Source organism: Pseudanabaena sp. PCC 9330 (assembly GCF_055795045.1).
Genome location: NZ_JAYFES010000086.1, coordinates 63,488 through 87,465 on the forward strand (window position 1 = coordinate 63,488; position 23,978 = coordinate 87,465).

Consider the following 23,978-nt stretch of genomic DNA (forward strand, 5'->3'; position numbering starts at 1 on the left):
TACTCGCTGGATTGCCGTGCCAGCTACTTACATTGGCACAAAACTCAAAAAGTAGCGCATGGGTACAAAAAAATGCGTGCCGCTTTCCCAGGCAGACCCAACCGTTGACCCGCCCCAATGAAACAAGTTATCTATAGCTGCGCTGGGTGAGCTGGACGTTTTCAAAGTCGAGATTTTCGCGGTGGAGTTCTGGCGATCGCCCCTCACCCGCATACTCCCACGCCGCCACAAAGGCATAGTGCTCGTCGTCGCGCTGGGCCTCACCGTCGGCGGTTTGGTACTCCTCCCGAAAGTGGCCACCGCAAGATTCTTCGCGCTGGAGGGCATCTCGCGCCATCAGCGCGGCCAGGTCAATAAAGTCGGCTACGCGGCCCGCAAACTCCAGGTTTTTGTTGAGCGTGTTGGCCTCGCCAGGGAGTTTGAGGTTTTGCCAAAACTCGGTGCGTAGGTCTTGAATCTGGGCGATCGCACTCTCCAGCCCCTCCCGGTTCCGCGCCATACCCACGTAGTCCCACACAATCCGGCCCAGCTCCCGGTGAAACTCCATCACCGTTTTTTCGCCCTGGATGCTCAGCAGCTTAGTCACCCGCGCCTTAGCGCTGGCCTCCGCCTCCCCAAAGGCATCGTCGTCAGTCGTCACAGGCGAGAACGACTGCCCCGCAATATAGTCACCCAGGGTGTAGGGAATGACAAAATAGCCATCCGCCAGCCCCTGCATCAGCGCACTGGCCCCCAGCCGATTGGCCCCGTGGTCAGAGAAATTGGCCTCACCCAGCACAAACAATCCGGGGATCGTGCTCATCAAGTGGTAGTCAACCCACAGACCGCCCATGGTGTAGTGCACGGCGGGGTAGATGCGCATGGGCGTTTCGTAGGGGTTTTCACCCGAGATCCGCTCGTACATGTCGAATAGGTTGCCGTAGCGGGCGGCGATGGTGTTGCGACCCTGGGCTTGAATGGCATCGCGAAAATCTAAATACACTGCCAGCCCGGTTTCACCTACCCCACGCCCCTCGTCGGTCATCGCCTTAGAGTTGCGCGAGGCCACATCGCGGGGCACCAGGTTGCCAAAGGCCGGGTAGCGGGTCTCTAGATAGTAGTCGCGCTCCCCATCGGGAATGTCGGCGGGGTGGCGGCTATCCCCCGGTTTTAGCGGCACCCACACCCGCCCATCGTTGCGCAGACCCTCACTCATTAGGGTGAGTTTTGACTGGTAATCGCCCGACACCGGAATGCAGGTGGGGTGAATCTGCGTATAGCAAGGGTTGGCAAAGTAGGCCCCCCGCCGATGGCAGCGCCAGGCCGCCGTTACATTAGAATTTTTGGCATTGGTGGAGAGGTAATAGACATTGCCGTAGCCCCCTGTACACAGCAGCACCGCATCGCCGGCGTAGCGCTCAAATTCTCCCGTCACCAGGTTGCGCACCACAATGCCCCGCGCCTTGCCATCAGCCACCACCAGCTCCAGCATTTCGCGACGCGAGTAGACCTCGATCTTGCCCGCCTGTACCATGCGCATCATGGCGCTGTAGGCCCCCAGGAGTAATTGCTGCCCGGTCTGGCCCTGGGCGTAGAAGGTGCGCGACACCTGGGCTCCACCAAAAGAACGGTTGTCGAGCAGCCCCCCGTACTCCCGCGCAAAGGGTACGCCCTGGGCCACGCACTGGTCGATAATGCTGCTGCTGATCTCCGCCAGCCGGTGCACATTGGCCTCGCGCGAGCGGTAGTCACCCCCTTTGATGGTGTCGTAGAACAGCCGCCACACGCTGTCGCCGTCGTTGGGGTAGTTTTTTGTCGCATTAATGCCCCCCTGGGCCGCAATGCTGTGGGCGCGCCGGGGCGAGTCTTGAATGCAAAAGCTTTTGACGTTGTAGCCCAGCTCCGCTAGAGTCGCCGCCGCCGAAGCCCCCGCCAACCCTGTGCCCACTACCAAAATGGTGTGTTTCTGCTTGTTTTTGGGGCTGACCAGGCGGCAGTGCTCTTTGAAGTGGCTCCACTTTTGGTTGAGTGGGCCAGCGGGAATGCGGGGGTCGAGCATGGGGTAAGGGCTGATGAGGCGCGGTGTGTGTCCTTATTTTAGGCCCTTATTCTAGGATGGAGCCCTGAAGCCAGCCGCCGCCGCTCCTTCGACTACTTCAGCGTTCGCGGATCTAGCGCATCGCGCAGGCCATCGCCCAGCAGGTTAAAGGCTAGGGCCGTAATCACAATCAAGATCGCTGGGGGCCACACCAGCCAGGGTTGCAGCACCAAAATAGAAGCATTGGTTGCCAGGGTCAACATGTTGCCCCAGGAGGCGTCGGGCTGCTGAATACCGAGGCCAATGAAGCTCAGGGTCGCCTCTGCCAAAATAAAGCTGGGAATCGCCAGGGTGGCAGCGATAATGCCATAGCTGGCCGTCTGGGGCAATATATGGCGGGTGATGATGTAGAGCGATCGCCCCCCCATTACCTTACTGGCCTGCACAAACTCCCGCTCTTTGATCGATAGCACCTGACCGCGAATCACCCGCGCCAGCCCCGCCCAACCCACCAGCGAGGTGATCAGCACGATCAGCATAAATCGCTGGGTGCTAGAGATGCCCGCTGGCAGCACCGCCGCTAGGGCCACCAGCAAATAAATGCTAGGAATCGTCATCAGCACTTCCACAAAGCGCATGAGCACGCCATCGACCGCACCGCCAAAGTAGCCCGCCATGCCCCCCACCAGCATGCCCAGCGGAAACGAGATGGCAATGCCAATCAGCCCCACGCTGAGGCTGACCCGGCTGCCGTGAATCAGGCGGCTGAACTGATCGCGGGCCTGCTCGTCGGTGCCCAGCAGGTTGAGCTTGCCTGGGCCAGCCGTATCAAACAGGGTAAGTCGCCCCTGCTCGTTGCGGTGGAAGATGCGAATGGGGGAGGGCTGGGTGCGATCGACAACGATCTGCCGCTCTCCGGTTTCTAGGCTGACTGCCCCTTGGGTAGTGGGGTAGACATGGGGAAAAAATCGCCCAGTCTCGCCGTCACGCCAGTAGACCTGGGTGGGTGGCAGCAGCGACCCGTTGGGCTGAGAAGCGTAGGGGCTATAGGGAGCAAAGAACCCTGCCCCCAGCGACACGCCGTAGAGCACGATCAGCAGAACCGCCCCCAGCTGAGCCAGTCGATTGGTCTTAAACTTTCGCCACCAGGTCATAGGCCGATTGAATTAGGAGCAGGTCAGGTGTGAATTACGGTTTGCTCGTTCTCCACCATAAACACATTTGAATAGAGGTTAGCAATTATTTGCTTGCCTTCTTGGGTGAGTGACAGATAGCGTAGCCCGTCCTGGATGTAGGGGTGCACCACATTCCAGTAAAACTTGGGGTAGTTGGCCCGCAGATCGCCGGGGTGCTCATAGTTGAGATACTTGTTTTGGCCGGTTTCTTCAAACTCGTAATACAGCGCCCCAATTTTTTTTAGGTAGCGGGGGTCGCTGAGCTGGCCAATCAGGTCGGCGGCGCGCACCAGACCAGGAAAGTGCTGAGTGTCTTGGTGGTCTTCTTCTTTGGGCACCGGAAAGCGCGTCAGCTCGATGTTGCGCTTGATGATTTTGGAGTCGATTACCGGGTTGCCACCAAAGCGCTCTTCGATAAAGCGCTTGCCTCGGTCTACGTGGTAGGGCGTGAGGGCCGCATCTGAAGCGCCGGGCTTTAGCGGCACCATGTCATCGCCCTGGCCGGTGGAGTAGAGGTGGTTGCGGTCTTGGTCGCTGCGACAGACGCCCTTGACATAGCCAATGTCGTGGCAGACCAGGGAAATAATAAAGTGCATCCAGTCTTTGCAGGTGACGCCGCCCTCGCGGATATGCTTGCCCCGCAAAATTTCTTGGCCCACTAAGGCCACCAACACGGTGTGCTCGACGTTGTGGTAGAGAGCGTCGCTATTGGCAATATTTTCCAGCGCCATGCTGCCGGCCCAGGCGATGATGTCTTCGTAGTCGGGGTTTTGGCCACCGTAGGTGCGGTGGTACCCAGCCCGCAGCTTGTCTACAAAGTCACTGATGAGGATTTCGGTGGCGTTAAACATTCCCAAGACCTGCCTTTGTGAAGTCGAACAATTGGCGGAGAGAGCGGTTAATCAGTGACGGTGGCCGGGCGCAACAGCCCCAGATACATTTTGCTATTAGACCAAACCTTCCCCATTTGAGTGTGTGATTGGAGTCAGTTAAACCGATGCAATTTGGCTACCCAAGGCTAGGACAAGGGCCAATATCCTTGAGACATAGGCGTTTCCAAGGGCGACAGGCTTTACGCCATAATGGGAAAATAAACATTTCGTAACTTACCTGGCCGTTAGCCCTGAGCGTATGTCTGTGCAAAATCTCCATCCCTCTAACCCGCTAGAGGCCACATCTGTTGCTTCGGAGGATAAGACAGTGACCCCCTACAGCGATGTGAGCCCCGATCGGCAACCCCCGCGCCGATGGGCTGGTCTGGGGGTGGGCCTAGGGGCAGGGGTGCTGCTGACCCTGGCCGGTACTCAGCTTTTGGGCGGCAGGGAGGCTGCTTCGCCAGAGGCGGCGGCACCGCCCCCGGCGGTGGCTACCCAGACGGTGACGGTAGCCACCGCCACCCCGGCAACGGTCGCCGATACTCTGGCTATCAATGGCACGGTGCAGGCGATCGATCTGCTGTCGATCGCCCCCCAGGCCAGCGGTTTGCAGATCCGCCAGATTTTGGTGCGCGAGGGCGATGTGGTCAGTGCTGGGCAGGCGATCGCATCCCTAGACGACGCCACCCTGCAAGCCGATCTGCGCCAGGCCCAGGCTCAGCTCTCGGTCACCCAGGCCCAGGTGACCCAGCGGCGGGCGGGGCTCGCCCAGGCCCAGGCCAGCCTGGCAGAGGCCCAGCAAAACCTAGAGCGCCTGCGGTCTTTGGCTGAGCAGGGCGCAATTAGTCAGCAAGAGTTTACCCGTCAGCAGACCCAGGTGATTACCGCTCAAGAATCGGTTGGCCTGGCGCGGGCCGAGGTGGAGAGCGCTGAGGCGGGGGTGCGATCGCAGCAGGCCGCGATCGATCGCCTACAAACCCAGCTCACCCAAACCACCGTGCGCGCCCCTGTCGCTGGCACAGTGGCCGAACGCCAGGCCACCGTGGGCGATGTCTCAGCCCCCGGCACCCCCATCATCACCCTGATTCAAAACAATCAGCTCAAGCTGGCGGCCGAGGTGCCCCAGGCCCAGCTCGACCGGGTGGCGATCGGTGCCCCGGTCACCGTCACCGCCAATGCCGACAGTCGCATCCAGCTTCAGGGTACGGTGCAGACGATTGACCCGGTGGTCGATGCGGCGACCAGGGTGGCGATCGTCAATGTGTCGCTGCCCGCCAGCGATCTGCTGCGGCCCGGCATTTTTCTGCGCGGCGACATTACCACCAGCTCGCGCCAGGGGCTGACGATTCCGGCTGCTGCCCTGCAACCCCAGCCCGACGGCACTACCCAGGTGTTTGTGCTGGGCGAGGGTGACGTGGTGGAGGCACGCATAGTGGATCTGGGCAACCGCATTGCCGCCAGCGGCGACGAAACCGCCCAGGTCGAAGTGCTCCAGGGGCTGGCGTCTGGGGAACAGGTGGTCATCTCCGGCGTCGGATTCTTACAGGACGGCGATGTGGTAACGGTCGTCCCGTAGGGTGCATTCGCGCCAGCAATGCACCCAATTTCTCATCGCAAAATCGTCCTGAGCCAATGGCTTGCTAATGATGATTCTGGTGCATTGCTTCCCGTTGGCGGCGCCTCTCCTTAGCGCTATGCACCCTACAACTGACCCACCTAGCCCGTTGGGCATCCTTCTCAGGAGAAGACAGGCCGCCCCATTCCTCCCCATCTCCCCCCTTCACCGATTCACTCTCCGCCCGCCCACCTAACTATTCCTCTCCTCCATGAATCTCTCCGTCTGGTCTATTCGTCGCCCCATTCCAGTGATTGTCGGCTTTTTAGTGCTGACCCTGGGCGGGCTGATTGCCTTTGGCCAGTTGGGCATTGACGAAAACCCCAACATCGAGTTTCCTGCGATCACTGTGACCGTCACCCAGACCGGGGCAGGGCCAGAAGAACTAGAAAACCAGGTGACTCGCAAAATTGAGGATGCTGTCGCCGGACTGGGCGATATCGACGAGATCCGCTCCACCGTGCGGGATGGATCTTCGAATACCGTGATCTCGTTTATGCTCGGCACTGATGTCGATCGGGCCACTAACGACGTGCGCGACGCGGTGACGCGAATTCGCCAAGACCTGCCGGGCAGCATTCAGGAACCGGTGATTCGGCGGCTGGAGTTTGGCGGCGGTGTGGTGATGACCTATGCGGTCAACTCTGAGTCGCGATCGGTGGAAGAACTCAGCGACCTGGTCGATCGCACCATTAGCCAGGAGATTCTCACCGTGCCGGGGGTGGCGCGGGTAGATCGAGTCGGCGGCGTGGATCCGGAGATTCGCGTTGACCTCGACCCTGAACAGCTCAATGCCCTGGGCATTACCGCCACCCAGGTAAATGACCAGATTGGGGCGTTGAATATTAACCTGCCCAGCGGGCGGGCTACTTTAGGCGGTCAAGAGCAGAGCTTTCGTACCCTGGGCAGTGCCCCTACCGTTGAGGCGTTTCAGTCGGCCCGCATAGTGCTGCCCAACGGCACCACGGTGCCTCTGACCAGCCTGGGTCAGGTCGAGAGCGGTTTTCAAGAAGCGCGCCAGTCAGCTAATCTGGGCAACCAGCCGGTGGTGGCGTTTTCGATCTATCGCAGCACCGGCAGCGTTTTGGTGTCGGTGGAAGACGGGGTAGAGGCGGTAGTGGCCCGGCTCAATGAGACCCTGCCCGAGGATGTGGACATCGAGCTGATATTTACCCGCGCCACCGAGATTCGCGACTCGTACCAGGCCTCGATCGACGCGCTGATTATGGGCTGTGTGCTGGCGGTGGTGGTGGTGGGTGTTTTCTTGCGCGACTGGCGAGCGACGCTGATTACCGCCACGGCGCTGCCCCTGTCGATTATTCCCACCTTCTTAGTGCTGGGCTGGTTTGACTACACCCTCAACAGCATGACCCTGCTGGCCCTGACCCTGGCTGTGGGCAATTTGGTCGACGATGCGATCGTCGAAATTGAGAATGTGGAGCGCCACATTCGCATGGGTAAGCGCCCGTTTCAGGCGGCGCTCGACTCAACAGCGGAGGTGGGGCTGGCAGTGGTGACGACGACCGCCACCATTGTGGCGGTGTTTTTGCCGGTGGCCTTCATGGGGGGCATTCCGGGCCAGTTTTTTCAGCCCTTTGGGGTGACCGTGGTGACGGCGACGGTGTTTTCGACCATTGTGGCGCGGCTGGTGACGCCGATGATGGCGGCCTATCTGCTCAAAGCTAAGCCCCGCACCATTTTGGAGGGCGAGTCGATGGAGGCCTACAGCGGCAGGCCCGGCCCCTACCGTCGTCTGCTGGGCTGGGCGCTGCGGCACCGGGGGCTGACCCTGGCCATGGCGCTGATTTTCTTTGTGGGTAGCCTGCGGCTGGTACCCTATATTCCTACCAACCTGTTCGACAGTAGCGACTCGGGCCTGTCTACGGTTTCGGTAGAGCTGCCGCCGGGGGCGACCCTGGCCGATACCCGACGGGTGGCGACCCAGGTGACTGAGGGGCTGTTGGGCAATCCGGCGGTAGCAACGGTGCTGTCTACCGAGGGCGGTGATGACGGCGTTAACCAGGCGACCCTCTACGCCCGTCTACGGCCGAAGCATGAGCGCGATCTCTCCCAGGGGCAGTTTGAGCAGCAGGCCCGAGATATCTTTCAGCAGGTGCCGGGTGCGCGGATTACCTTTCAGGGTAGTGGCGCCTCGGGGGAGGGCAAAGACCTGACTGTGGTGCTGAAGAGTGATGACCCGCAGGCGCTGCGTCAGGCATCAGACTCGCTGACCCGCGAGATGCGCGGCGTGACGGGACTGGTAGACGTGAGCTCTAGCGCCAGTCTAGTGCGCCCCGAGGTGCAGATTGTGCCCGATATGGAGCGGGCGGCGGATCTGGGGGTGACGGTGCAGGCGATCGCCGCCACTGCCTCCCTCGCCACCCTGGGCGACACCGACGCCAATTTGGCCGACTTCAACCTGGGAGACCGACAAATTCCCATTCGCGTGCAGATCGACCCGGCCTTTCGCGATGACCCCACCCTGCTTGAAACCCTGCAAGTGCCCAGCCAAAATAGCGGCCTGGTGCCCCTCTCGGCGGTGGCCGATGTGCGCTTTGGCAGCGGCCCCGCCCAAATCGATCGCTTTGATCGCTCTCGCCAGGTCACTATTGGCGGCAACCTCCAGGGCATCACCCTAGGCCAGGGGCTCGCCCTGGTAGACGCGCTGCCTACCATGCAGAACCTGCCCACCGGGGTCACCCAGCAGCCTGCCGGGGATGCCGAGATCATGCGGGATATTTTTGGCCGCTTTGCCCTAGCTCTGGCCACAGCGGTGCTGATGATTTTTGCGGTGCTGGTGCTGCTGTATAACAGCTTTATCTATCCGGTGGCGGTGATGGCGGCCTTGCCCCTGTCGGTGGGTGGGGCGCTGATGGCCTTGCTGCTTGCCCAAAAACCCCTGGGCTTGTTTGCTCTGATCGGCATTGTGCTGCTGATGGGCCTGGTGACCAAAAACGCCATTCTGCTGGTGGACTACGCGCTGATGGCCTTGCAGCAGGGCAAATCGCGCAAGGCAGCGGTTGTAGAAGCAGGGGTAACCCGCCTGCGCCCGATTTTGATGACCTCAATCTCGACCATGGCGGGGATGGTGCCCATTGCCCTGGAAATTGGGGCCGGAGGCGAGACGAGGAGTCCGATGGCGATCGCAGTGATCGGCGGCTTTACCACCTCGACGCTGCTAACGCTGGTGGTGGTGCCAGTCCTGTTTACCTACATTGAGCAGGTGAATGGGGCGATCGCCAAGCTGTTTGGCCGCTTTCGTGGCCACGACGGCGACCCCACCCCGCCTTCTACCCCAGAAACTTCGCCGAAGGAATATACGTTGAGCAAATAGCCCTATAATAGGAGTCCGTTGGCAACGCGCTTGCCCAGCGGCACCTATGCGGGTGTAGTTCAGTGGTAGAACGTCAGCTTCCCAAGCATGATGCCACGGCCTTAACCCCTGTTTTATAAGGCTTTTGAAACAGCTTGTCAGCTTTGAGTCACTGTTGTGACACAATTCTGACTCAGTATGAAAATCGTAGAACGTGGTAGCAAGTTATACTTTCACGGGCTTATAGCAGGTAAGAGATACAGAACGGCTTTAGGATTAGAGAGCGATCCGATCGGCTTACTGGCTGCTAACAGGCTGCTAGACGCTATCAGGCTTGATTGTGCCCTAGGCCAGTTCAAGGGTTCGATAGAGGCTTACAAGCCCGTTAACACCCCTTCTAAGGTGCCTAGAAAGCGTTACCCCGATCACCCTAGGCGTTACCCTCTAAGCCCTAAAGAGATACGAAAGATCCTAGACGCTTTCTATCAAGACACTTTTAAGCCACCTTCAAGCGCTTTCAAGCATAGTCACTATGGGGCATTCATCCACTTTTTAGCTCTTACAGGCTGTAGACCGGCTGAGGCTATAGGCTTACAAGGTTCTCATATCGACTTACAGGGGCGTTTAATTGTTATCGAGAGCGTTTTAGCCCGTGGTCTTGACGGTGGTACATCAAGCCGTAAACGTCGTAGAAAATCGACTAAGACGGGCAATAAGCGCGTTTTTGAAATGTCAGATAGCCTTTACAATCTGCTGAAAGATCGGCGGTTAAGTGATTATGAACTGGTTTTCAAATCGCCTAAAGGTGTGAGCATAGATGACAACAATCTATCTAACAGAATTTGGAAACCAATTTTAAGCGGCTTAGAAATTGAGCATAGATGCTTGTACGCGCTTAGACATAGCTTTGCTCAAAACTGTCTGAACGCTGGTGTCCCAATAACTACAATTGCTTATCTTATGGGCCATAGCACCGTTGATACAACGGTTAAGCAATATCTACATAAGAGTAGGAAAGCAACACTACCAGAGCTTTTCTAGGATCAAATGATTCATCGCTTGGTAGCGATTAAGCGATTGATTATATGATCAGAAAGCCCCTTGCAAGAATGAAAAGCGCTTGCAAGGGGCTTTTGCTATCGGCGGTTGAGATCAGGGTTTAACCCATCGATAGCTTTTACAATAGCCATCTGTCCTTTGTAATTTAACATTGCAGTGGCAACGCTTATCATCTGATCAGTAGTTAACTCTACACGATAATCATCTTCATTAATTTCAACATCGGCATTGTATAAAGGTATAGCGTCAGGATCGTACAAAGGCAACTCATTAGCCGTTTTCAGGCAACCTTTGAATGCACTATAAGCTACTTTATCAATCCTTTCTAATGAGTCTAAATAATCACTTTCACCTTGATCTGCTAAATACTCTCCACTGAGTAGATAGTGAAAAATATCGCTCATCGGTTTAACACCCCTTTCAAACGGCTTGCAGATTACTAAAGCTACTTTAGTTCTGTTTTGGGGTGTTAAGCCGGTTAAGTTGTCTTGATTTTTATATAGTTGTGTGCAAAGGGTTCTCATAAATAAAAACCCCTGAGAGCGTTGGAGAGCGCTTTCAGGGGTTTTAACTTACTAAAGTAGTTTAGTAGCTTAGAATTGTTCAGACATATCTACAGGCTTAGAATTGCTGAACATTGCTTTGTAGGCTTTTACAGCTTGCTTGTATTCAGGTGATTTTGGTTCAAGAGTTTTCAGACAGTGGCAAGTATGTCTAAGCTTGTTTTCACCGACTTGAATTTTACCCCCTTTGACATAACCAAACTGTTTGCTCTCTAGAATCCTGGTAACTTTAGTCTGTCCGATCCTTCTAAGATCACTAAAATCAAACTCAGTATCGTAGCAGTTGAATGAAGTTAAAGAAGCATAGGAAACCACTTCTGAGCACTTGAGAGCGTTTAGAGCTTGCTTAACGGCTTTCTGACTGTCATCTAATCCAGACTCTAAAAAGAGTTGGAAAGCGGTTGTCATGGGTGCTCTCTCACGGTCAAACCCGTCTAAGCGATCGGGATGATAGAGATAGGCTAAAATGCTATCCATTTCATCGGTCATATACTTATGAAAATCAGTAAAGTAACCGGCTTCAAAATCTCTAGGATCAAGATCGCTTGATAGCACTAGAAAGCGTCTAGATGTTGGATTAAGTCTCAAACAATCGATTTCATTGGTTGTGAAAGCGTAGTTTGAGTAATCGTAATAGTCAACTGTATCCTTACCCTTGCCTGTTATTGAAGTCTTATTTTTAGCTTCAACGTAGTTTTTTGAGTTGATTTCAAACTGTTCAGTATGCTTAATCTCGTTAACCGTGATCAAACTTTTGCCAAACATCCAACCGGTGAATTTGCTGTCAAATACATCTTGAGTGATTGTAAACGCTTGATTTCCTAAAGCTTTTTCAAGCGGGTATAGAATGCTATTTTTGCCGATCCCATTGTTACCGTGTTGAACCATGGCAAACGGTAGTTTAATCTCAGGATGTTGAAGCCTGTAGCTCATCCATTGAATAGCGTGATACCAATCTTCAGGATACATACGCCTAACGTGATCTACAAAGCGCTTGGGTTCATCGTTGGTAGAATCGCGATCAGGCTTATAGAACTCGTTGAAAAGGTTATAGAGATTTGTTTCAAAGTCTTCTACAAATTCACCATTCACAAAATTAGTGTTGTAGATCAGCTTAGGTTTACCAGGTGCGTAGACAACAGCATCAAAATGTTTTTTGGAATCTTGATCGAGCATATCTGATGCTTTGGGCATACCCCTAGCAACCTTAGGCGTTAGCTTGGCGTTTAAGCGTCTAGCAGACCGCTTACGATCGTGTTTAACGTGCCAGTAAGGTGTTTTATCATCAAAACCAAGAACTACCCAGCTTTCAAGCTGTTTCTGTAGTAGCGGTGAAGCCGTGCCAAAATTGTAGGGGTCAAAACCTAGAGTCTCATAGAGAACCGTTACAAATTCTCTAAACTTTTCCTGATCTGCTTTAGTATCAGGTGTTAGATCACGATAGATAGGATCTGATAAGCGGCAAACCTCTAAAAAGTTGTAGCGCTTTTCGTCGCTTCTCAAGAAAACTGAAAGCCAGTAACAACCGGTTTCTTCATTCAAGAAAATATTCCAAACGGCTGTAGTTAAACCCCTAGCGCTACCCTCAGCTAAAGGGCTATCGTCTGGGAAAGGATTACAAGTCTCAATCGAATATGAAACGGGTTCAGAATCGTAAGTTATACCATTGGCTCTAAAATCGGCTTGCTGACCCTCAGGAAACATAAACCCGGCAATAGGCGCTACATCGCTCAAAAACTCATAGAGAGCGCTTGTGTGGGCTTGTTCATCGCTTAAATCGGTAGTCGCTTTTAAGTGATCAAAACGGGGTTTAACCCCTTGCAAGTAAATATCATGGTTGATCTTTGCCGTAGTGTTGGCATCGATGGTAGGGCCAACTAAAGCTACTTTAGTGGTTTTGAGCGGCTGTAAAGCTGCTTTCAGGTTTTTGACGGTTTCAGTATTGATACTGAAAAACAAATCAACGTCTAGCTCTCTAGCGGTTTCAACGTACTGAACGGCTTCAGGGATGACAGGGGCAAACCAAATTCTAAGACCGCTTGAACTTTCAGGGGCGATAACATCTAGACCGTATTTTTCCTTGATAATGCCTGAAATTATTTTCAATTCAGTGTTATCGACTTCACGGTTTAGAAATGTGATCAGGTGATATTTAGGATTTTCAGCGGTATATCTGAAAGACTTTTCAACGATCTGGCAATAGGCTTTAACAAAACTGTTCTCTAAAGCCGAGGTAATGGTTTCAGGCGTAGCGCTATCGATATCGATGACAAACGCGCTATGACCTTTCACGTTATCCCCTCTCTTGATAACGGGTTCATCTAACCGGGTAAAGTAGCAGGAATGACCTTTAGCGCGTAGCTGTGCCCATTGAGCGGCTGTAAACTCCCCAACGGTAGCAAGCTCATCTAGTGGCTTAGTACCCTTGTTAACGCCCCCTACAAAGCGGCTAAGAGCGTAGTCATGGGGTTTAGAGTTGCTAGCGTATTCAGGCGCTTCTTTATTCCATCTAGCGCTGATACGCTTTTTGATATCATCTAACGTTTTGAAATCAGTTCCAGCTTTAACGAGCGCGTCGTAAACAAGTGGATCTAGAACATTGTGAAACGGTTGCTTAACAACGATACCGTGATATTTTTGTTCGGTTTTTACGTTGTTAATTCGATTTTCAGGTGTTACAATGTTAGTAACAGTTTGAGAGCTGTTTTCGAGCAACATTAATTTAATCCTTAATTACAAAGCCGCTTTTCTGCCCAGTCAAGCGGTTTTTTATTGCTTATCGATACCTTGGGGATTTTGAAGCCTGTGATGAAACTAAAGTAGCTTTAGGCGCTTACTAGGTTTTCAATCATTTGACGTTGGATCTTATTTTGTTCATGCTGAGACTTCAAAACGGCATACAGATCGGGATTCTGTTCTTTGTAGCTTTCAATCAGCTTACGAACAGTTAGCGACTTTTCACCGTTGAAGATTTCTTTAATGATTTCAAGATCTTCAACGTGTTCACGCTCTAGTGTTACCGAGACTAAGAACTTTTCTGGGCCTTTAGGACGGGGCATACCATATCTCCTTCAATTTGTCAATGAGTAAAATTACTTAACCCGCTTTTTCTTGGCTCAAAAGTGAAGCCGTGGGTGTGTTTTTCTGTTCGATACATACATAATAACATTCACGCTTTTAGGGTGCAATTTCTATCGTTAAATGTGTTTAATCCTGAAACTCTTGATATATAAGCTTTAGCGTTTTTTGTTTAGAATAAAAGTGGATTTTCTTCGATTAAAAATGTCCAAATGTCTATGTCTAGACCCCCTAAATTACATGCAAATTAAAAGATATGTCTTTTAAGTTCTATATGTATAAAACCTAAAAAATAGAATTTGATATCTAGCAGCTTTTTACCCCCCTTAGAATCCAGACATTTGGACATTTTGACCACAACACCCCCACGGCTTAACCCCAAGCGGCTAGCCATTGATTTTCATCTATGTTCAAGCGACTTGCCATTGAGTCTAAGCATTTATGCTTGGCTCTCAAACGTGTTCAATTTGTCACCCGCTCTAAAGCCGCTTACAAGCCCGTTCAAGCGCTCTCAACTGATAGCCGCTCTCTATTCCCTAAGCCCCTAGAAAGCCCTATCAAGCGGCTCTCAGGCGCTTTCCATTGGTTTGATAACCGGTTGAAACACTCTTAACCGGCTTAACCCAGTAGGCCGCTCTAAAACCCCTTACAAGCGCTCTCAATCGTTAGTCATCCTGATAGCCGCTCTCTATGACTAAAGCCCCTAGAAATCGCTGCTACCCTGCTCTCAGGCGCTTTCTATCGCTATCAACCTGGTAGCCACCGATAACCTTATCAAGCCCGCTCTCAATCTGCCTGAAAGCGATTAACATGGTCTCCAATGAATGTCAAGTATAAACTGTCACAATCAACTGGCACATAGCGATAAAGTAGCTTTAGTCCAGTTCTGAAGATTTTGGACTAAAGCTTGATCGCAGAATCACGGCTTGAAAGCGCTTTCAAGCCGTTTGAATAGCTGCTGAGATGGCAGCTAAGCCGTTCTGAAGCTTCAAAGGAATACCAACACGATTCAAAACAGGCTAACTTATGCGTTAACTAGGTTTTGGAGCTTCTTTCTGTGCAAAATCAGGTGTTGAATTTTCTCAATCAAGGTTTAGTAACTCTCCTTATTTCCGTTTTGATCTCTTATGCTATCTATAAGCTTCAAGACAAGAAAAAGATTTTGAGTTATCAGACTAATACAGAAAAACTGATAGAAGAACTTAAATATAAAATAGACGGTCTTCAAATATCTTACCGTGGAGAACCGATCAAAAACCTTGCCGTTTCTAGGGTTGTGATCTGGAGCAAAGGCAGAGATGTAATTCGTGGTAGTGATATATCAGATTTAGAACCTATAAGGATTATATTGGAAGACAAAATAATTGACTCGCCTATGTTGATAGATTTGAAAAAAGGTAAAAGAAGCGGTTTTAGTTTTCGGAATGATTCTGCAAACAACATTATCATTGATTTTTCTCATCTCTCTTTTGGGAATGGTTGTGTAGTCCAGTTTTTTCATACTTGGGATAATTCGATAGATATAAAAGTCAAAGGTGATGTAATAGGGGGTAAAGAAATTATAGAAAGCGAATACTTTCCAGAAGATAAAAGAATTGCATTCGCTTTGACTTGGGTTTTGGCGATATGCTTTCTTTTTTTAGAAGTAGCTTTTTTTGGGCTTTTATTGGAAAAGATAGTCTATGGCTACTTGGGTATTGATCCATCCAAATTACTTATTACATCTGGTGATTATTCTTTCGTCAGTCATGCCAAAAGTGCATTAGTTTATATAATTTTAGGTGTTGCTTTCTGGCAAACTAATAAATTTGGGATTGGATTCATAATCGAGAATAAACAGCTTTCTAGGGTTAGAGAAAGATTCGCCTTGCTAATAATAAAACTTTTCTATTAAGAGTAACTGTTGCAAGTACAAAATTTTGTGATGAGTCACTAAAGCTACTTTAGATAGGTATCAGCCCTTACCCCGCTTGCTACCCTTGCTAGCGCTTTTGCCGCTCTTAAACGGTTTGCCATGGTTTGAGGTTTTCCCACCGTCTAAAAACAGGTGGATAGTATCAGCCATGCATAAGCCGATAAACCACAATTGAAACGGGAATATCTGCCAGATTGTAAGCAAGTATTCACGGCTTATAAAGCGCTCTAAAAATGGTGCATGGCTTAGCCCGTAGACAATGCCCCACAGGTAAAACACCCTTAAAGCTGTTCCAATGACTAGACCATGAGATAACCACGATCTATGAGGGATAGCTAGGCCGTAAGGCAACCAAAAAACGCTCAATGGCCCCCAACGTCTTAAAGCCGTTACTTTGTAGCTGCTACCCCCTTTCCATGCGTTTTCGCTCAAGTCAAGATCTGGACTCATCAATAACCCGCTTGAAATCCCGATAGCGACTATCACCACATCTAGCCAATGGAACATATTTAGATGATTGAAAACAAAAGCGCTAGCCAGTACCACTAGACTAAAATTGAAAACCGTTTGATCGTGAACCTTACCACTGCTCATAAATTCCTCTAAAGCTACTTTAGCTAATAAAAAGCCGCTTGCTATCGCTAACAAGCGGCTATGGTGTCAATACCCGGCTTTATCAGCTATCCCACTGCAAACCGTTATGCTTGATAGAAATCTGATCAGCACAGTAAGCGCTTACAAACCCCTTAATCGCTTTCTGGCTTTGATCAAGTAATACGCCCTTTTCCTGATTGCTTCTAACCCACCGTTTATTCTGTTGTAACTCCTGAAATGTGATAAACCCGTGTTTACTAACGATTTTCAGTAATTGAGATTTTGCCGCTTCGATATCGTCAAAACTTGCAGGGGTTGTGAAATCGTTTTGATGAGTGTACCGTCTATCCTCAGTTATTCCAAAAAAGCTATAAAGCGGCGTGGTAGCGATATCACACCCTAAAGCCTTAATCAGGTTTTCTTCATGTTCGCTATATTCCATTTCATGCCCACCGTGGACATGGTTTGAAAGCGCTAGACGATCCGCTTTATATTGCAAGTGCATTAAAACACCGCTTGCTAAAATGATAAATATACCGATACCCTTGGGCATTCCTGCAAGGTTTACCGCTGCAATGGCTAGCAATATCCCACCGATAAAGAAGAAACTGTAAGCGCTTCTAAACACGATTTCATTGGCTCTGATTTTTCTCAAGTGACTATCAATCGTTAACATGGGTTCAATCCTTCTAAAGTTACTTTAGTGACTAATCAGCGATTTTCTCTTTCATGTAGCCTGAGAAATCTTCACTCATCCCGGTATCGAGCATTTCACTTCTTAAGCCTGTGAAACTGTTTTCATCGATGCAGTAAAACACGGCTTTAACGCACCATGGGATACCATAGGTTGTTAGAACGATCCCAAGCAAGTTCATAAAGTTGATATCCCGTGGACTCATAGCCGTTAGGAATAAAGCCCAAGATGTATTCAACGGTGGGAACGTGCAAAAAATGGCAAAAAGCATATCAATTAGAAAGGCCCAAGCTGCTCTATAGCGGTGTTTAAGCAAGATACGGGTATCAACTCGTGTTTCTTGCTTGATATCGCGATCAAGATCCGATGTTCTATAAATCCCCTTTCTACAGCGGTTCATCTTGTCTAGGTTTTCAACCATAGATTCATGCCCACGGCTAGCCAATGTAGGCTGATTTTCTAGCCATTGAACATAAAGAAAGATCGTTTCAATGAAGAGCAAAAAGACTAAAAACAGAATACCCGGTGTAAATGCTGGTAACTCGCTTTTAAGCCAATTGGGAATAACGATAACCATGTTCCAATAGAAAGCGGCTGCAATAACCGCCATCAGCAATGGAACCAAAATAAACAGTTTGACAAACTTAAAAAGCTTTTCCATTGGTTTAATACCCCATTAATTTGTTGTAGTCGGGATGAGATTTGAAGCCCTCAGGATTAAAAGCGGTTTCAGTCACGATCCCACCGATAACAACCCCTGTCATGCCGTAAAAGTCACAGACTACTGAACCATCTACCAGGGTTAAGCCTGTTACAGGGTCACTCACAGCACCGTTAGCAAGCGCTACATATTGGTTACTGTTTCTATCGACAACCAACAGACAACCGGCTGCAAACCGTTCAGTAGCGATAGGGGCTTGATCTGCGATCGCTTGATTGGTAACTTGCTTTTGCAGCACTTCACGATTACTAGCGGCTCTCTGTTCTTTGATAAGGTTTTGAGTTTCTTTCTGTTCTAGATTGGGATTGACAACCATGTAAAACCCAGTGAAAGCGCTGAAAACAGCCCCTAGCGCGATCGCAATATGAAGCGGTTCAATCTTCGAGAATCGTTTTGATTTTGTCGATAACATTGTATTTTCTCAAAATAAGGTAAGCGGTTAAAAGTGTTGAAATGATTGCCATCGTTAGGCAACCGTAGAAAATGATGCCGGGTGATTGGGTATTAACTAAAGTCGCTTTAGTAGCTTGCTGCTCAATTAAAAAGCTTTCAGGCAGTCTAGCGGGTTCACCCGTGCTGGTAGATTCGTTTGCTGTTCCCAAGACTTCTTTATCGGCCATAGGGCGGTTAAAGAGCTGATCAGCCGCGATAGTCACTCCACCTTGTTTGCATAACCCGTAACCTTCTAAAACAGCTTTATAACCCTCAGGAATGCGATCGCCAACCTCGGAATAAAGCTCTAACCCGTAGACACTGGTAACAATCTGCTTGGTATCAGCTTTTACATGGGTTGATAGCTGCTCACAACTGGGGAGATATGGCCAGTCTTTAGTAGCGGGGCTTCTATGCTGTTCCATAGGTATCTGACTGGCCATAATTTCTACTCTGCTAAACGGCTTTCAACGGTTGAAGGATTTGTCTCAGGTACTAAATAGGCGATCGATATCCCAAAGAAAATGGCTATACAGTAGGCAGGGATAATGAATCGATAGCTTCTCAATCGTGGGTTAGGCTTGTTCAAATTTTTGAGCACGGTTTTAATCCTCTGAGCTTTTTGGGTTTGACTGAGTAAAGGAAAATCGTTTACTAGCGCTTGAAATTCCTTTTCGGGATTAGTCATCATCTACAGAACTAGAAAGCAGATTGCCCACCATAGGGATGTGTTGGATATCATCGCTAGAATCGAGATATTCTCCGATGAGCGATCGGGATTGATTGAGAAAAAATTCTGAATCCCTCCCCTCCCCTTGAGGCGTTTGATATTTACTCAAGACCTTTATCAGCATATTTCGATCAATTTGACCGCTTAAAAGCGGTTGCAAAATATCAGTGTCGAAATTGCTGTAAAACAGTTGACGATCTTCTAAATGACTTTTGAGCGCTTCAACGATTTGAACGCTGGTTTGCTCTGAAGCATTTTTCAACTCATTTAGATAAGGTTGAATAACCTCTAAAGCTACTTTAGTAGAATCGATTTCACCGGCTTTAGAAATGGCTTTTTTTCGAGAATTGCGATCGTTAAGGTCAACCATGATTTTTAATCCTTAGGTATTGGCTTGAAAACTGTTTGAAATCTGCTACCACATTAGAGCTTGTTTGTCAACTCTCCTGATTCAATTAAATCTTGAACGTGCTGAACTGAGGTTTTGATAGATCCGGTTTTGAGCATGGATTCTAAGAACCGGATCACCTGATTAAATTCGTATCCTCTGTAGCTACCACGCTGCCCCGTAGGCCATCTTTGAATCTTTAAGGCATCTAGCCATTGATAAAATGCTGAACGCGATATAGGCCGTTCTCGATGGGTTGCAAGCTGGTGAATTCTCGAAACTTCGATATAGAAATCTCTTGCAGGAATATAAACATCATCGGGTTTTAATTTGAACCCTTCATTTGACACTTGAAAACCTCCGTTTCGCTTATGTCAACTATTATAAGTTGAATCAAATTGAACTGTCAATTTACATAATTAAAGCTGATATTAAACGAATAATTAGCAGTCTAAAAGCTGCCTAAAAGCCGCTTTCAAAATACTTGAAAGCGGCTTTTTAGTGAGTAAGAAATAATTTTCGCTGATATAACTTTTGTCAATTTGATTCAAATTGAATCAAATGGCCTAAAACCCGCATTCCATCGTTAAGAATTGCCTAAAAGCCGCCTAAAAATGTCTACAAATGCCTACAGAAATGTCTAAAAATTGCCTAAATTTAGACATTTTTAGGCGTTTATAATCTAAAAATAGGCTATCTTTAGTCATTTTTGTTTCAAAACAAAGTCAATGAAAATTATTTTTAGGCGCTAAAAAGCCGCTTGAAAATGATTGAATATTCTCACCGGCTTGAAAATTTTAGAAAATTAAAGCCGGTGATAATTTTGTAGGCAGATTGAAAACGGTTAACCCTCCATTATACCATCACAGTTTGCCATTTCTAAAAGTTGGTCATGGTATAATGATGAGAGAAAGAATTAATCTTTTCCTGAGGATCTTAAGCCATGACAACCGCTGAAAAAGTTGAAATTATTTCAAGCCCTAAAGTCACTTTAGACAATCTTAAAAGCCAGATTGAAAGCACTGAACAAGAAATTTTAAGCACTGAAAAACGCTTGAAAACTTTTGAAGATTCCGGCGATTTTGCCTTGATATCGAGTGAAGGTATTTTCGACAAATTGACAGCGCTTAAAAATCAGTTGAGCTATTTACAAGCGCAGTTGCCCGTATTTCAAGTCAAACTAGATGAGTTCAATAAGCTTGAAAAGCGTGATAAAGCGCTTCTAAAACTTCAAGGTGCTAACCCACGGATCGAGAAAATTGTAAGCGATTACAACGCGGCTAGAGAATCGCTTCTACGTTCTCAAAACGAGTTGAAGGGGCTTGACCGATCTTTAGCGGGTACTATCGGGTTCATTAACGATAATCCCAGATTTGGAACACTATTCCCAATTGGCGAGGAATTTGTAGAAAGTCAGGATATCCCCTTGCTAGCGTTTAAGGTGCGTACAAGCGTTCCAGAAGTTCACTTCTATCAGGAGCGCTAGAAAACCACTAAAGCTACTTTAGTCAAGGCTTAAATTTCAAGCAATTTCAAAAGGATTGAAAACCCCATGATTATTACTGATAACGAACAGTACCAAAATCTGCAAAAGAAAATTCAGACGATTTCAGACGCTATTCAAAACCTTGACCGTAAGACTTCTGACCCTAACGATCGTGCTCTAACGTTTGAAGAAATTGTTACTCAGAATGACATTATGTTGGGAATTAAGAAAGGATCAGCGGTTGTAAGCGTTGACACTAGCGGAAAAATGACTTTTGCCGATCTCGTTCAACAGATCGATCTGTAAAGCCGATATAAAACCCCCAAGGTATCAATCGTTTTCAAGAGGATTCAAACCGTTTTCAAGAACCTGAGGATTCAAATGTCTAACAATCGCTTTGAAGTAACTTATCCCAAGCTTCCCAACGGTGTAAAAATCGGTAAAAAGTGTCACGTAACGAAAAGCATTTTAGAGCAGATTGATAGAAATTACTATGAAATTTCATTCCCTAGCCATGGTGGATGGGATAGAAGTTTTATTGTCTACGAAAAGCCGATAGAGGATGTTATGCAGCGATTCAGTAATGACCGTTATCTATCCACTGGTAACGACTATCAACCGACTGATAGCGGCTCTCAAGAATTTCAAGAATTTGAGAACGGTTTTCAGAGTGAAGATGAAAAAGCCGTTTTCGAGCGGGCTAAATCTGAGTATATCAAGCGCTTTGAAAAAGATATGGATCAGATTTTTAGCGTTTCAAACATCCTAGCAATCGCCAAACAGTGTCAGGCCGATAATATCGCCGCTGGCCGTTGGAAAGGCTCTAAAATTAGTTAAACGTCTTGGTAGCGGCTTGCAAGCTATGTCTGGTTTGTAAGCCGCTTTTCTTTTCTAAAGTAACTTTAGTGACTTACACAGCTTCAGACAAAAAAATCCCTTGCAAGAACTATGAAAACTTGCAAGGGATTTTTAGAACCGAGGATATCAACGCTGAAAATAGGATTTCAAATAATTGAGAACCACTTTCAAACCATCTCTATTATACCATTTGAAAACTGAGGAAAATCGATGCCTGATCCTAGGAAATCGCGTAAACTCGAAATGTCTAGCGTACTGCGTGAGACGTTTAATATTAGCGATGAGCTGCTAGAGCTATACCCCGCCTATTCTACGTTAGGAACAATGGGAATTAAAGTCTGTCTTGCCCATCTAAACGGCTTGACTTATGTGAAAATTGCTGAACATTTAGAAGTGGATAAAAGGCAGATTGTCAGAATTATTAATAGCCCAATGGGTAAAGCCTTTTGTGCCCACTTACAGGCTCAATTAGTCACAACGGCTAAAAACCGTATTTTCAATAATTTAGACAGCGCTCTATCGGTTATTGAAAATATTCTCAATTCTAAAGATGCTCTAAATTCTGACCGACTGAAAGCAGCTATCTATTTGCTTGATCGCGCTTTGCCCGCAAATTTAGAGACACATAAAGAGCTTCAACTGGCTTCTGATCCTGACTATCAGGTTATAGAAGCCGATAGGGTGCAACTACTTATGGACAAGCTTCAAGGCTTGATAGCTGATCAGGGTCATGTAAAAGGTTTAAGGCCAGATGAGAAATTTCAGATCGAAGATGTGAGCACGGTTAGAAAGCTTTTGAGCGATTGAAGCCGTACTAAAGTCGCTTTAGTGGATCCCTAGCGCTTATAGGTATAAGTGCTTATTGTCAACGGTTTTTGAGCCTTGTAATCTCAGCTTGACTCAAATCTGACACAACGCCTAAAAGTGTATAATAGGAGTCCGTTGGCAACGCGCTTGCCCAGCGGCACCTCTGCGGGTGTAGTTCAGTGGTAGAACGTCAGCTTCCCAAGCTGAATGTCGTCGGTTCGAGTCCGATCACCCGCTTTCAAATGTTTCAGCCTCAAACGCTCTCCCAGAAAGGGATTTAGCCATCAAGGTGTTGATTGCTTTTTGGCAAAGTGCCCGTGTTGTTGGGTCACTTTGGGGCAGTTTGGGTGTAAAAACTGGTACGAAATTGGTATAAACCTCTGGGCACGAAAAGCGGATTGATGGGGTCGGATAACCGTAGATAACGGCAAGGGTGCAGGCGATGTACTTTACCCCACTCCGAACTATGGCTAAAGGACAAGTTAAAGTCGAAGTCTATTCCGAGCGCTTGCGGCTGCGGTGGAGCTACCGGAGCCAGCGCTACTGCCTGTCGGTTGGCTTGCCAGACAGCAGCATCAACCGCAGGGTCGCAACGCAAAAGGCCCAGCAGATCGAGTTAGACATGCTGAGCGGCAATTTTGATCCCACGTTGCAAAAATACAAGCCTGAGGATCCGCTGCCAATGGTTGTAGCTGGCTCTGAGGCGTCTCAGAGCTATACCGATGTCTTTAAACAGCATTGGGATGAGTTTGTGGACGATAAGAGGCAGCGGCTAGAGAGCCCTTTCACCATCGTGAGCATGTACAACCCGATTCCCAAAAAGGTGCGCAATTTTGGGCGCAAGATCCTTGGCCGCCGGGAGGCCCAAGAGTTCGTCACGTTCATGCTGCAAAGTGCTTCTGCCGCCACCATTAAGAAACAGGTGATCATCCTGAATGATTTTGGCAACTGGGTACAGCAGAATAAGCTGGTGGACGCAGGTTGGGAGAACCCGTTTACCGGGCTGACGGAGATGTGCCACCCGGTGCCACCGCTCAAAGTTCCTCCATTTAGCGAGGCGGAAATTAAGCAGATTATCGGCACCTTTAGCGACGATCGCTACTACGCCCACTACACCGACTATGTGCGGTTCTTGTTTATGACGGGCTGTAGAACCAGTGAGGCCATCGGCCTCCAGTGGAAGCATATTCGTCGCGACTGTACCGGGATTACGTTTAACGAAACCTTGGTGCGTAAGGGCACCGGCACGGCTCGCCTGCGAAAAGCCACCAAAACGAATCGGGCTCGGTTCTTCCCGTGCAATGTTGACCTACAGAACCTGTTATTAGCCGTTCGCCCTGAAGACTACAAGCCCGATATGCTGGTCTTTCCCAGCCCCAAGGGCAAACCGATTGATGCGACGAACTTCCTAAATCGGGCTTGGCAGAGCATTTTGAAGAAGTGCGGCATGACTCAAGAAAACGGGCTGTACCGCACCCAGTACAACACCCGGCACACGTTCATTAGCCACATGCTGGCGAAGGGGATGTCGGTGATTGAGGTGGCCAAGCTGACTGGCCATGATCCTAAAGTTCTGTTGGAGCACTATGCTGGCCTCATTAGTCAGATTGCGGTGCCCACGTTCTTTTAGGGGTTGGTCGTTGTCGAGGAGCGCTATC

Annotated in this window: 22 protein-coding genes and 1 tRNA gene; 10 read left to right on the top strand and 13 right to left on the bottom strand. The window is 49.0% G+C overall.

Annotated features, from left to right (window positions below; genetic code table 11):
• Window positions 1-127: 127 nt before the first annotated feature.
• From AC0QKW_RS07880 to AC0QKW_RS07890, 3 genes are all read right to left on the bottom strand, one after another.
• Window positions 128-2,038, bottom strand: a complete 1,911-nt coding sequence (locus AC0QKW_RS07880) for a fumarate reductase/succinate dehydrogenase flavoprotein subunit (RefSeq protein WP_473150512.1) — start codon at window positions 2,036-2,038, stop codon at window positions 128-130.
• A gap of 92 nt (window positions 2,039-2,130) precedes the next feature.
• The gene (locus AC0QKW_RS07885) at window positions 2,131-3,171 is read right to left on the bottom strand and encodes an ABC transporter permease (protein WP_473150513.1); all 1,041 of its coding nucleotides are present in this window, start codon (window positions 3,169-3,171) and stop codon (window positions 2,131-2,133) included.
• A 23-nt stretch (window positions 3,172-3,194) separates the two neighbouring features.
• Window positions 3,195-4,043, bottom strand: a complete 849-nt coding sequence (locus tag AC0QKW_RS07890) for an Npun_R2479 family HD domain-containing metalloprotein (RefSeq protein ID WP_473150514.1) — start codon at window positions 4,041-4,043, stop codon at window positions 3,195-3,197.
• A gap of 349 nt (window positions 4,044-4,392) precedes the next feature.
• Here AC0QKW_RS07890 and AC0QKW_RS07895 point away from each other — a divergent pair, with 349 nt between their 5' ends.
• The 3 genes from AC0QKW_RS07895 (at window position 4,393) to AC0QKW_RS07905 (ending at window position 10,036) form a co-directional block, all read left to right on the top strand.
• Complete coding sequence (locus tag AC0QKW_RS07895; RefSeq protein ID WP_473150515.1) at window positions 4,393-5,643, top strand: efflux RND transporter periplasmic adaptor subunit; 1,251 nt, start codon at window positions 4,393-4,395, stop codon at window positions 5,641-5,643.
• A gap of 250 nt (window positions 5,644-5,893) precedes the next feature.
• A complete protein-coding gene (locus AC0QKW_RS07900; protein ID WP_473150516.1) occupies window positions 5,894-9,016 on the top strand; it encodes an efflux RND transporter permease subunit in 3,123 nt (1,040 codons plus the stop codon).
• A 177-nt stretch (window positions 9,017-9,193) separates the two neighbouring features.
• Window positions 9,194-10,036: a site-specific integrase gene (locus AC0QKW_RS07905; protein ID WP_473150517.1), complete on the top strand. Its 843-nt coding sequence runs from the start codon at window positions 9,194-9,196 to the stop codon at window positions 10,034-10,036.
• A 95-nt stretch (window positions 10,037-10,131) separates the two neighbouring features.
• Here AC0QKW_RS07905 and AC0QKW_RS07910 read toward each other — a convergent pair whose 3' ends face one another.
• The 3 genes from AC0QKW_RS07910 to AC0QKW_RS07920 all read right to left on the bottom strand — a co-directional run bounded on the left by AC0QKW_RS07910 (window position 10,132) and on the right by AC0QKW_RS07920 (window position 13,676).
• Complete coding sequence (locus AC0QKW_RS07910) at window positions 10,132-10,458, bottom strand: hypothetical protein (protein WP_473150518.1); 327 nt, start codon at window positions 10,456-10,458, stop codon at window positions 10,132-10,134.
• 189 nt (window positions 10,459-10,647) lie between these two features.
• The gene (locus AC0QKW_RS07915) at window positions 10,648-13,335 is read right to left on the bottom strand and encodes a primase-helicase family protein (protein WP_473150519.1); all 2,688 of its coding nucleotides are present in this window, start codon (window positions 13,333-13,335) and stop codon (window positions 10,648-10,650) included.
• A 107-nt stretch (window positions 13,336-13,442) separates the two neighbouring features.
• Window positions 13,443-13,676, bottom strand: coding sequence for a hypothetical protein (locus AC0QKW_RS07920; protein ID WP_473150520.1), 234 nt, complete (start codon window positions 13,674-13,676; stop codon window positions 13,443-13,445).
• Window positions 13,677-14,752: 1,076 nt separating this feature from the next.
• Between AC0QKW_RS07920 and AC0QKW_RS07925 the strand changes: the two genes are divergently transcribed.
• Complete coding sequence (locus tag AC0QKW_RS07925) at window positions 14,753-15,589, top strand: hypothetical protein (protein ID WP_473150521.1); 837 nt, start codon at window positions 14,753-14,755, stop codon at window positions 15,587-15,589.
• 60 nt (window positions 15,590-15,649) lie between these two features.
• Here the strand turns inward: AC0QKW_RS07925 and AC0QKW_RS07930 are convergent, their stop codons facing one another.
• The 7 genes from AC0QKW_RS07930 to AC0QKW_RS07960 all read right to left on the bottom strand — a co-directional run bounded on the left by AC0QKW_RS07930 (window position 15,650) and on the right by AC0QKW_RS07960 (window position 19,519).
• Window positions 15,650-16,258 carry a DUF2227 family putative metal-binding protein gene (locus AC0QKW_RS07930; protein WP_473150522.1) on the bottom strand — a complete coding sequence of 203 codons (609 nt, stop codon included), beginning with the start codon at window positions 16,256-16,258 and terminating at the stop codon, window positions 15,650-15,652.
• Between the two features lie 28 nt (window positions 16,259-16,286).
• Complete coding sequence (locus AC0QKW_RS07935) at window positions 16,287-16,880, bottom strand: hypothetical protein (RefSeq protein WP_473150523.1); 594 nt, start codon at window positions 16,878-16,880, stop codon at window positions 16,287-16,289.
• A gap of 31 nt (window positions 16,881-16,911) precedes the next feature.
• On the bottom strand, window positions 16,912-17,559 hold the full coding sequence (locus AC0QKW_RS07940) for a hypothetical protein (protein ID WP_473150524.1): 648 nt from the start codon (window positions 17,557-17,559) through the stop codon (window positions 16,912-16,914).
• 4 nt (window positions 17,560-17,563) lie between these two features.
• On the bottom strand, window positions 17,564-18,031 hold the full coding sequence (locus tag AC0QKW_RS07945) for a hypothetical protein (protein WP_473150525.1): 468 nt from the start codon (window positions 18,029-18,031) through the stop codon (window positions 17,564-17,566).
• Window positions 17,994-18,494: a hypothetical protein gene (locus AC0QKW_RS07950; RefSeq protein ID WP_473150526.1), complete on the bottom strand. Its 501-nt coding sequence runs from the start codon at window positions 18,492-18,494 to the stop codon at window positions 17,994-17,996. The genes AC0QKW_RS07945 and AC0QKW_RS07950 overlap by 38 nt, the downstream gene beginning before the upstream one ends.
• 237 nt (window positions 18,495-18,731) lie before the next feature.
• The gene (locus tag AC0QKW_RS07955) at window positions 18,732-19,151 is read right to left on the bottom strand and encodes a hypothetical protein (RefSeq protein ID WP_473150527.1); all 420 of its coding nucleotides are present in this window, start codon (window positions 19,149-19,151) and stop codon (window positions 18,732-18,734) included.
• 53 nt (window positions 19,152-19,204) lie between these two features.
• Complete coding sequence (locus AC0QKW_RS07960) at window positions 19,205-19,519, bottom strand: hypothetical protein (RefSeq protein ID WP_473150528.1); 315 nt, start codon at window positions 19,517-19,519, stop codon at window positions 19,205-19,207.
• A gap of 593 nt (window positions 19,520-20,112) precedes the next feature.
• Here AC0QKW_RS07960 and AC0QKW_RS07965 point away from each other — a divergent pair.
• The 6 genes from AC0QKW_RS07965 (at window position 20,113) to AC0QKW_RS07990 (ending at window position 23,950) form a co-directional block, all read left to right on the top strand.
• Complete coding sequence (locus AC0QKW_RS07965; RefSeq protein WP_473150529.1) at window positions 20,113-20,655, top strand: hypothetical protein; 543 nt, start codon at window positions 20,113-20,115, stop codon at window positions 20,653-20,655.
• Between the two features lie 66 nt (window positions 20,656-20,721).
• Complete coding sequence (locus AC0QKW_RS07970; RefSeq protein ID WP_473150530.1) at window positions 20,722-20,961, top strand: hypothetical protein; 240 nt, start codon at window positions 20,722-20,724, stop codon at window positions 20,959-20,961.
• Between the two features lie 75 nt (window positions 20,962-21,036).
• The gene (locus tag AC0QKW_RS07975; protein ID WP_473150531.1) at window positions 21,037-21,492 is read left to right on the top strand and encodes a hypothetical protein; all 456 of its coding nucleotides are present in this window, start codon (window positions 21,037-21,039) and stop codon (window positions 21,490-21,492) included.
• Window positions 21,493-21,723: 231 nt separating this feature from the next.
• The gene (locus AC0QKW_RS07980; RefSeq protein ID WP_473150532.1) at window positions 21,724-22,320 is read left to right on the top strand and encodes a hypothetical protein; all 597 of its coding nucleotides are present in this window, start codon (window positions 21,724-21,726) and stop codon (window positions 22,318-22,320) included.
• 165 nt (window positions 22,321-22,485) lie between these two features.
• Window positions 22,486-22,557, top strand: a tRNA-Gly gene (locus AC0QKW_RS07985).
• Window positions 22,558-22,786: 229 nt separating this feature from the next.
• Window positions 22,787-23,950, top strand: a complete 1,164-nt coding sequence (locus AC0QKW_RS07990) for a tyrosine-type recombinase/integrase (protein ID WP_473150533.1) — start codon at window positions 22,787-22,789, stop codon at window positions 23,948-23,950.
• The last annotated feature ends 28 nt before the right edge of the window (window positions 23,951-23,978 follow it).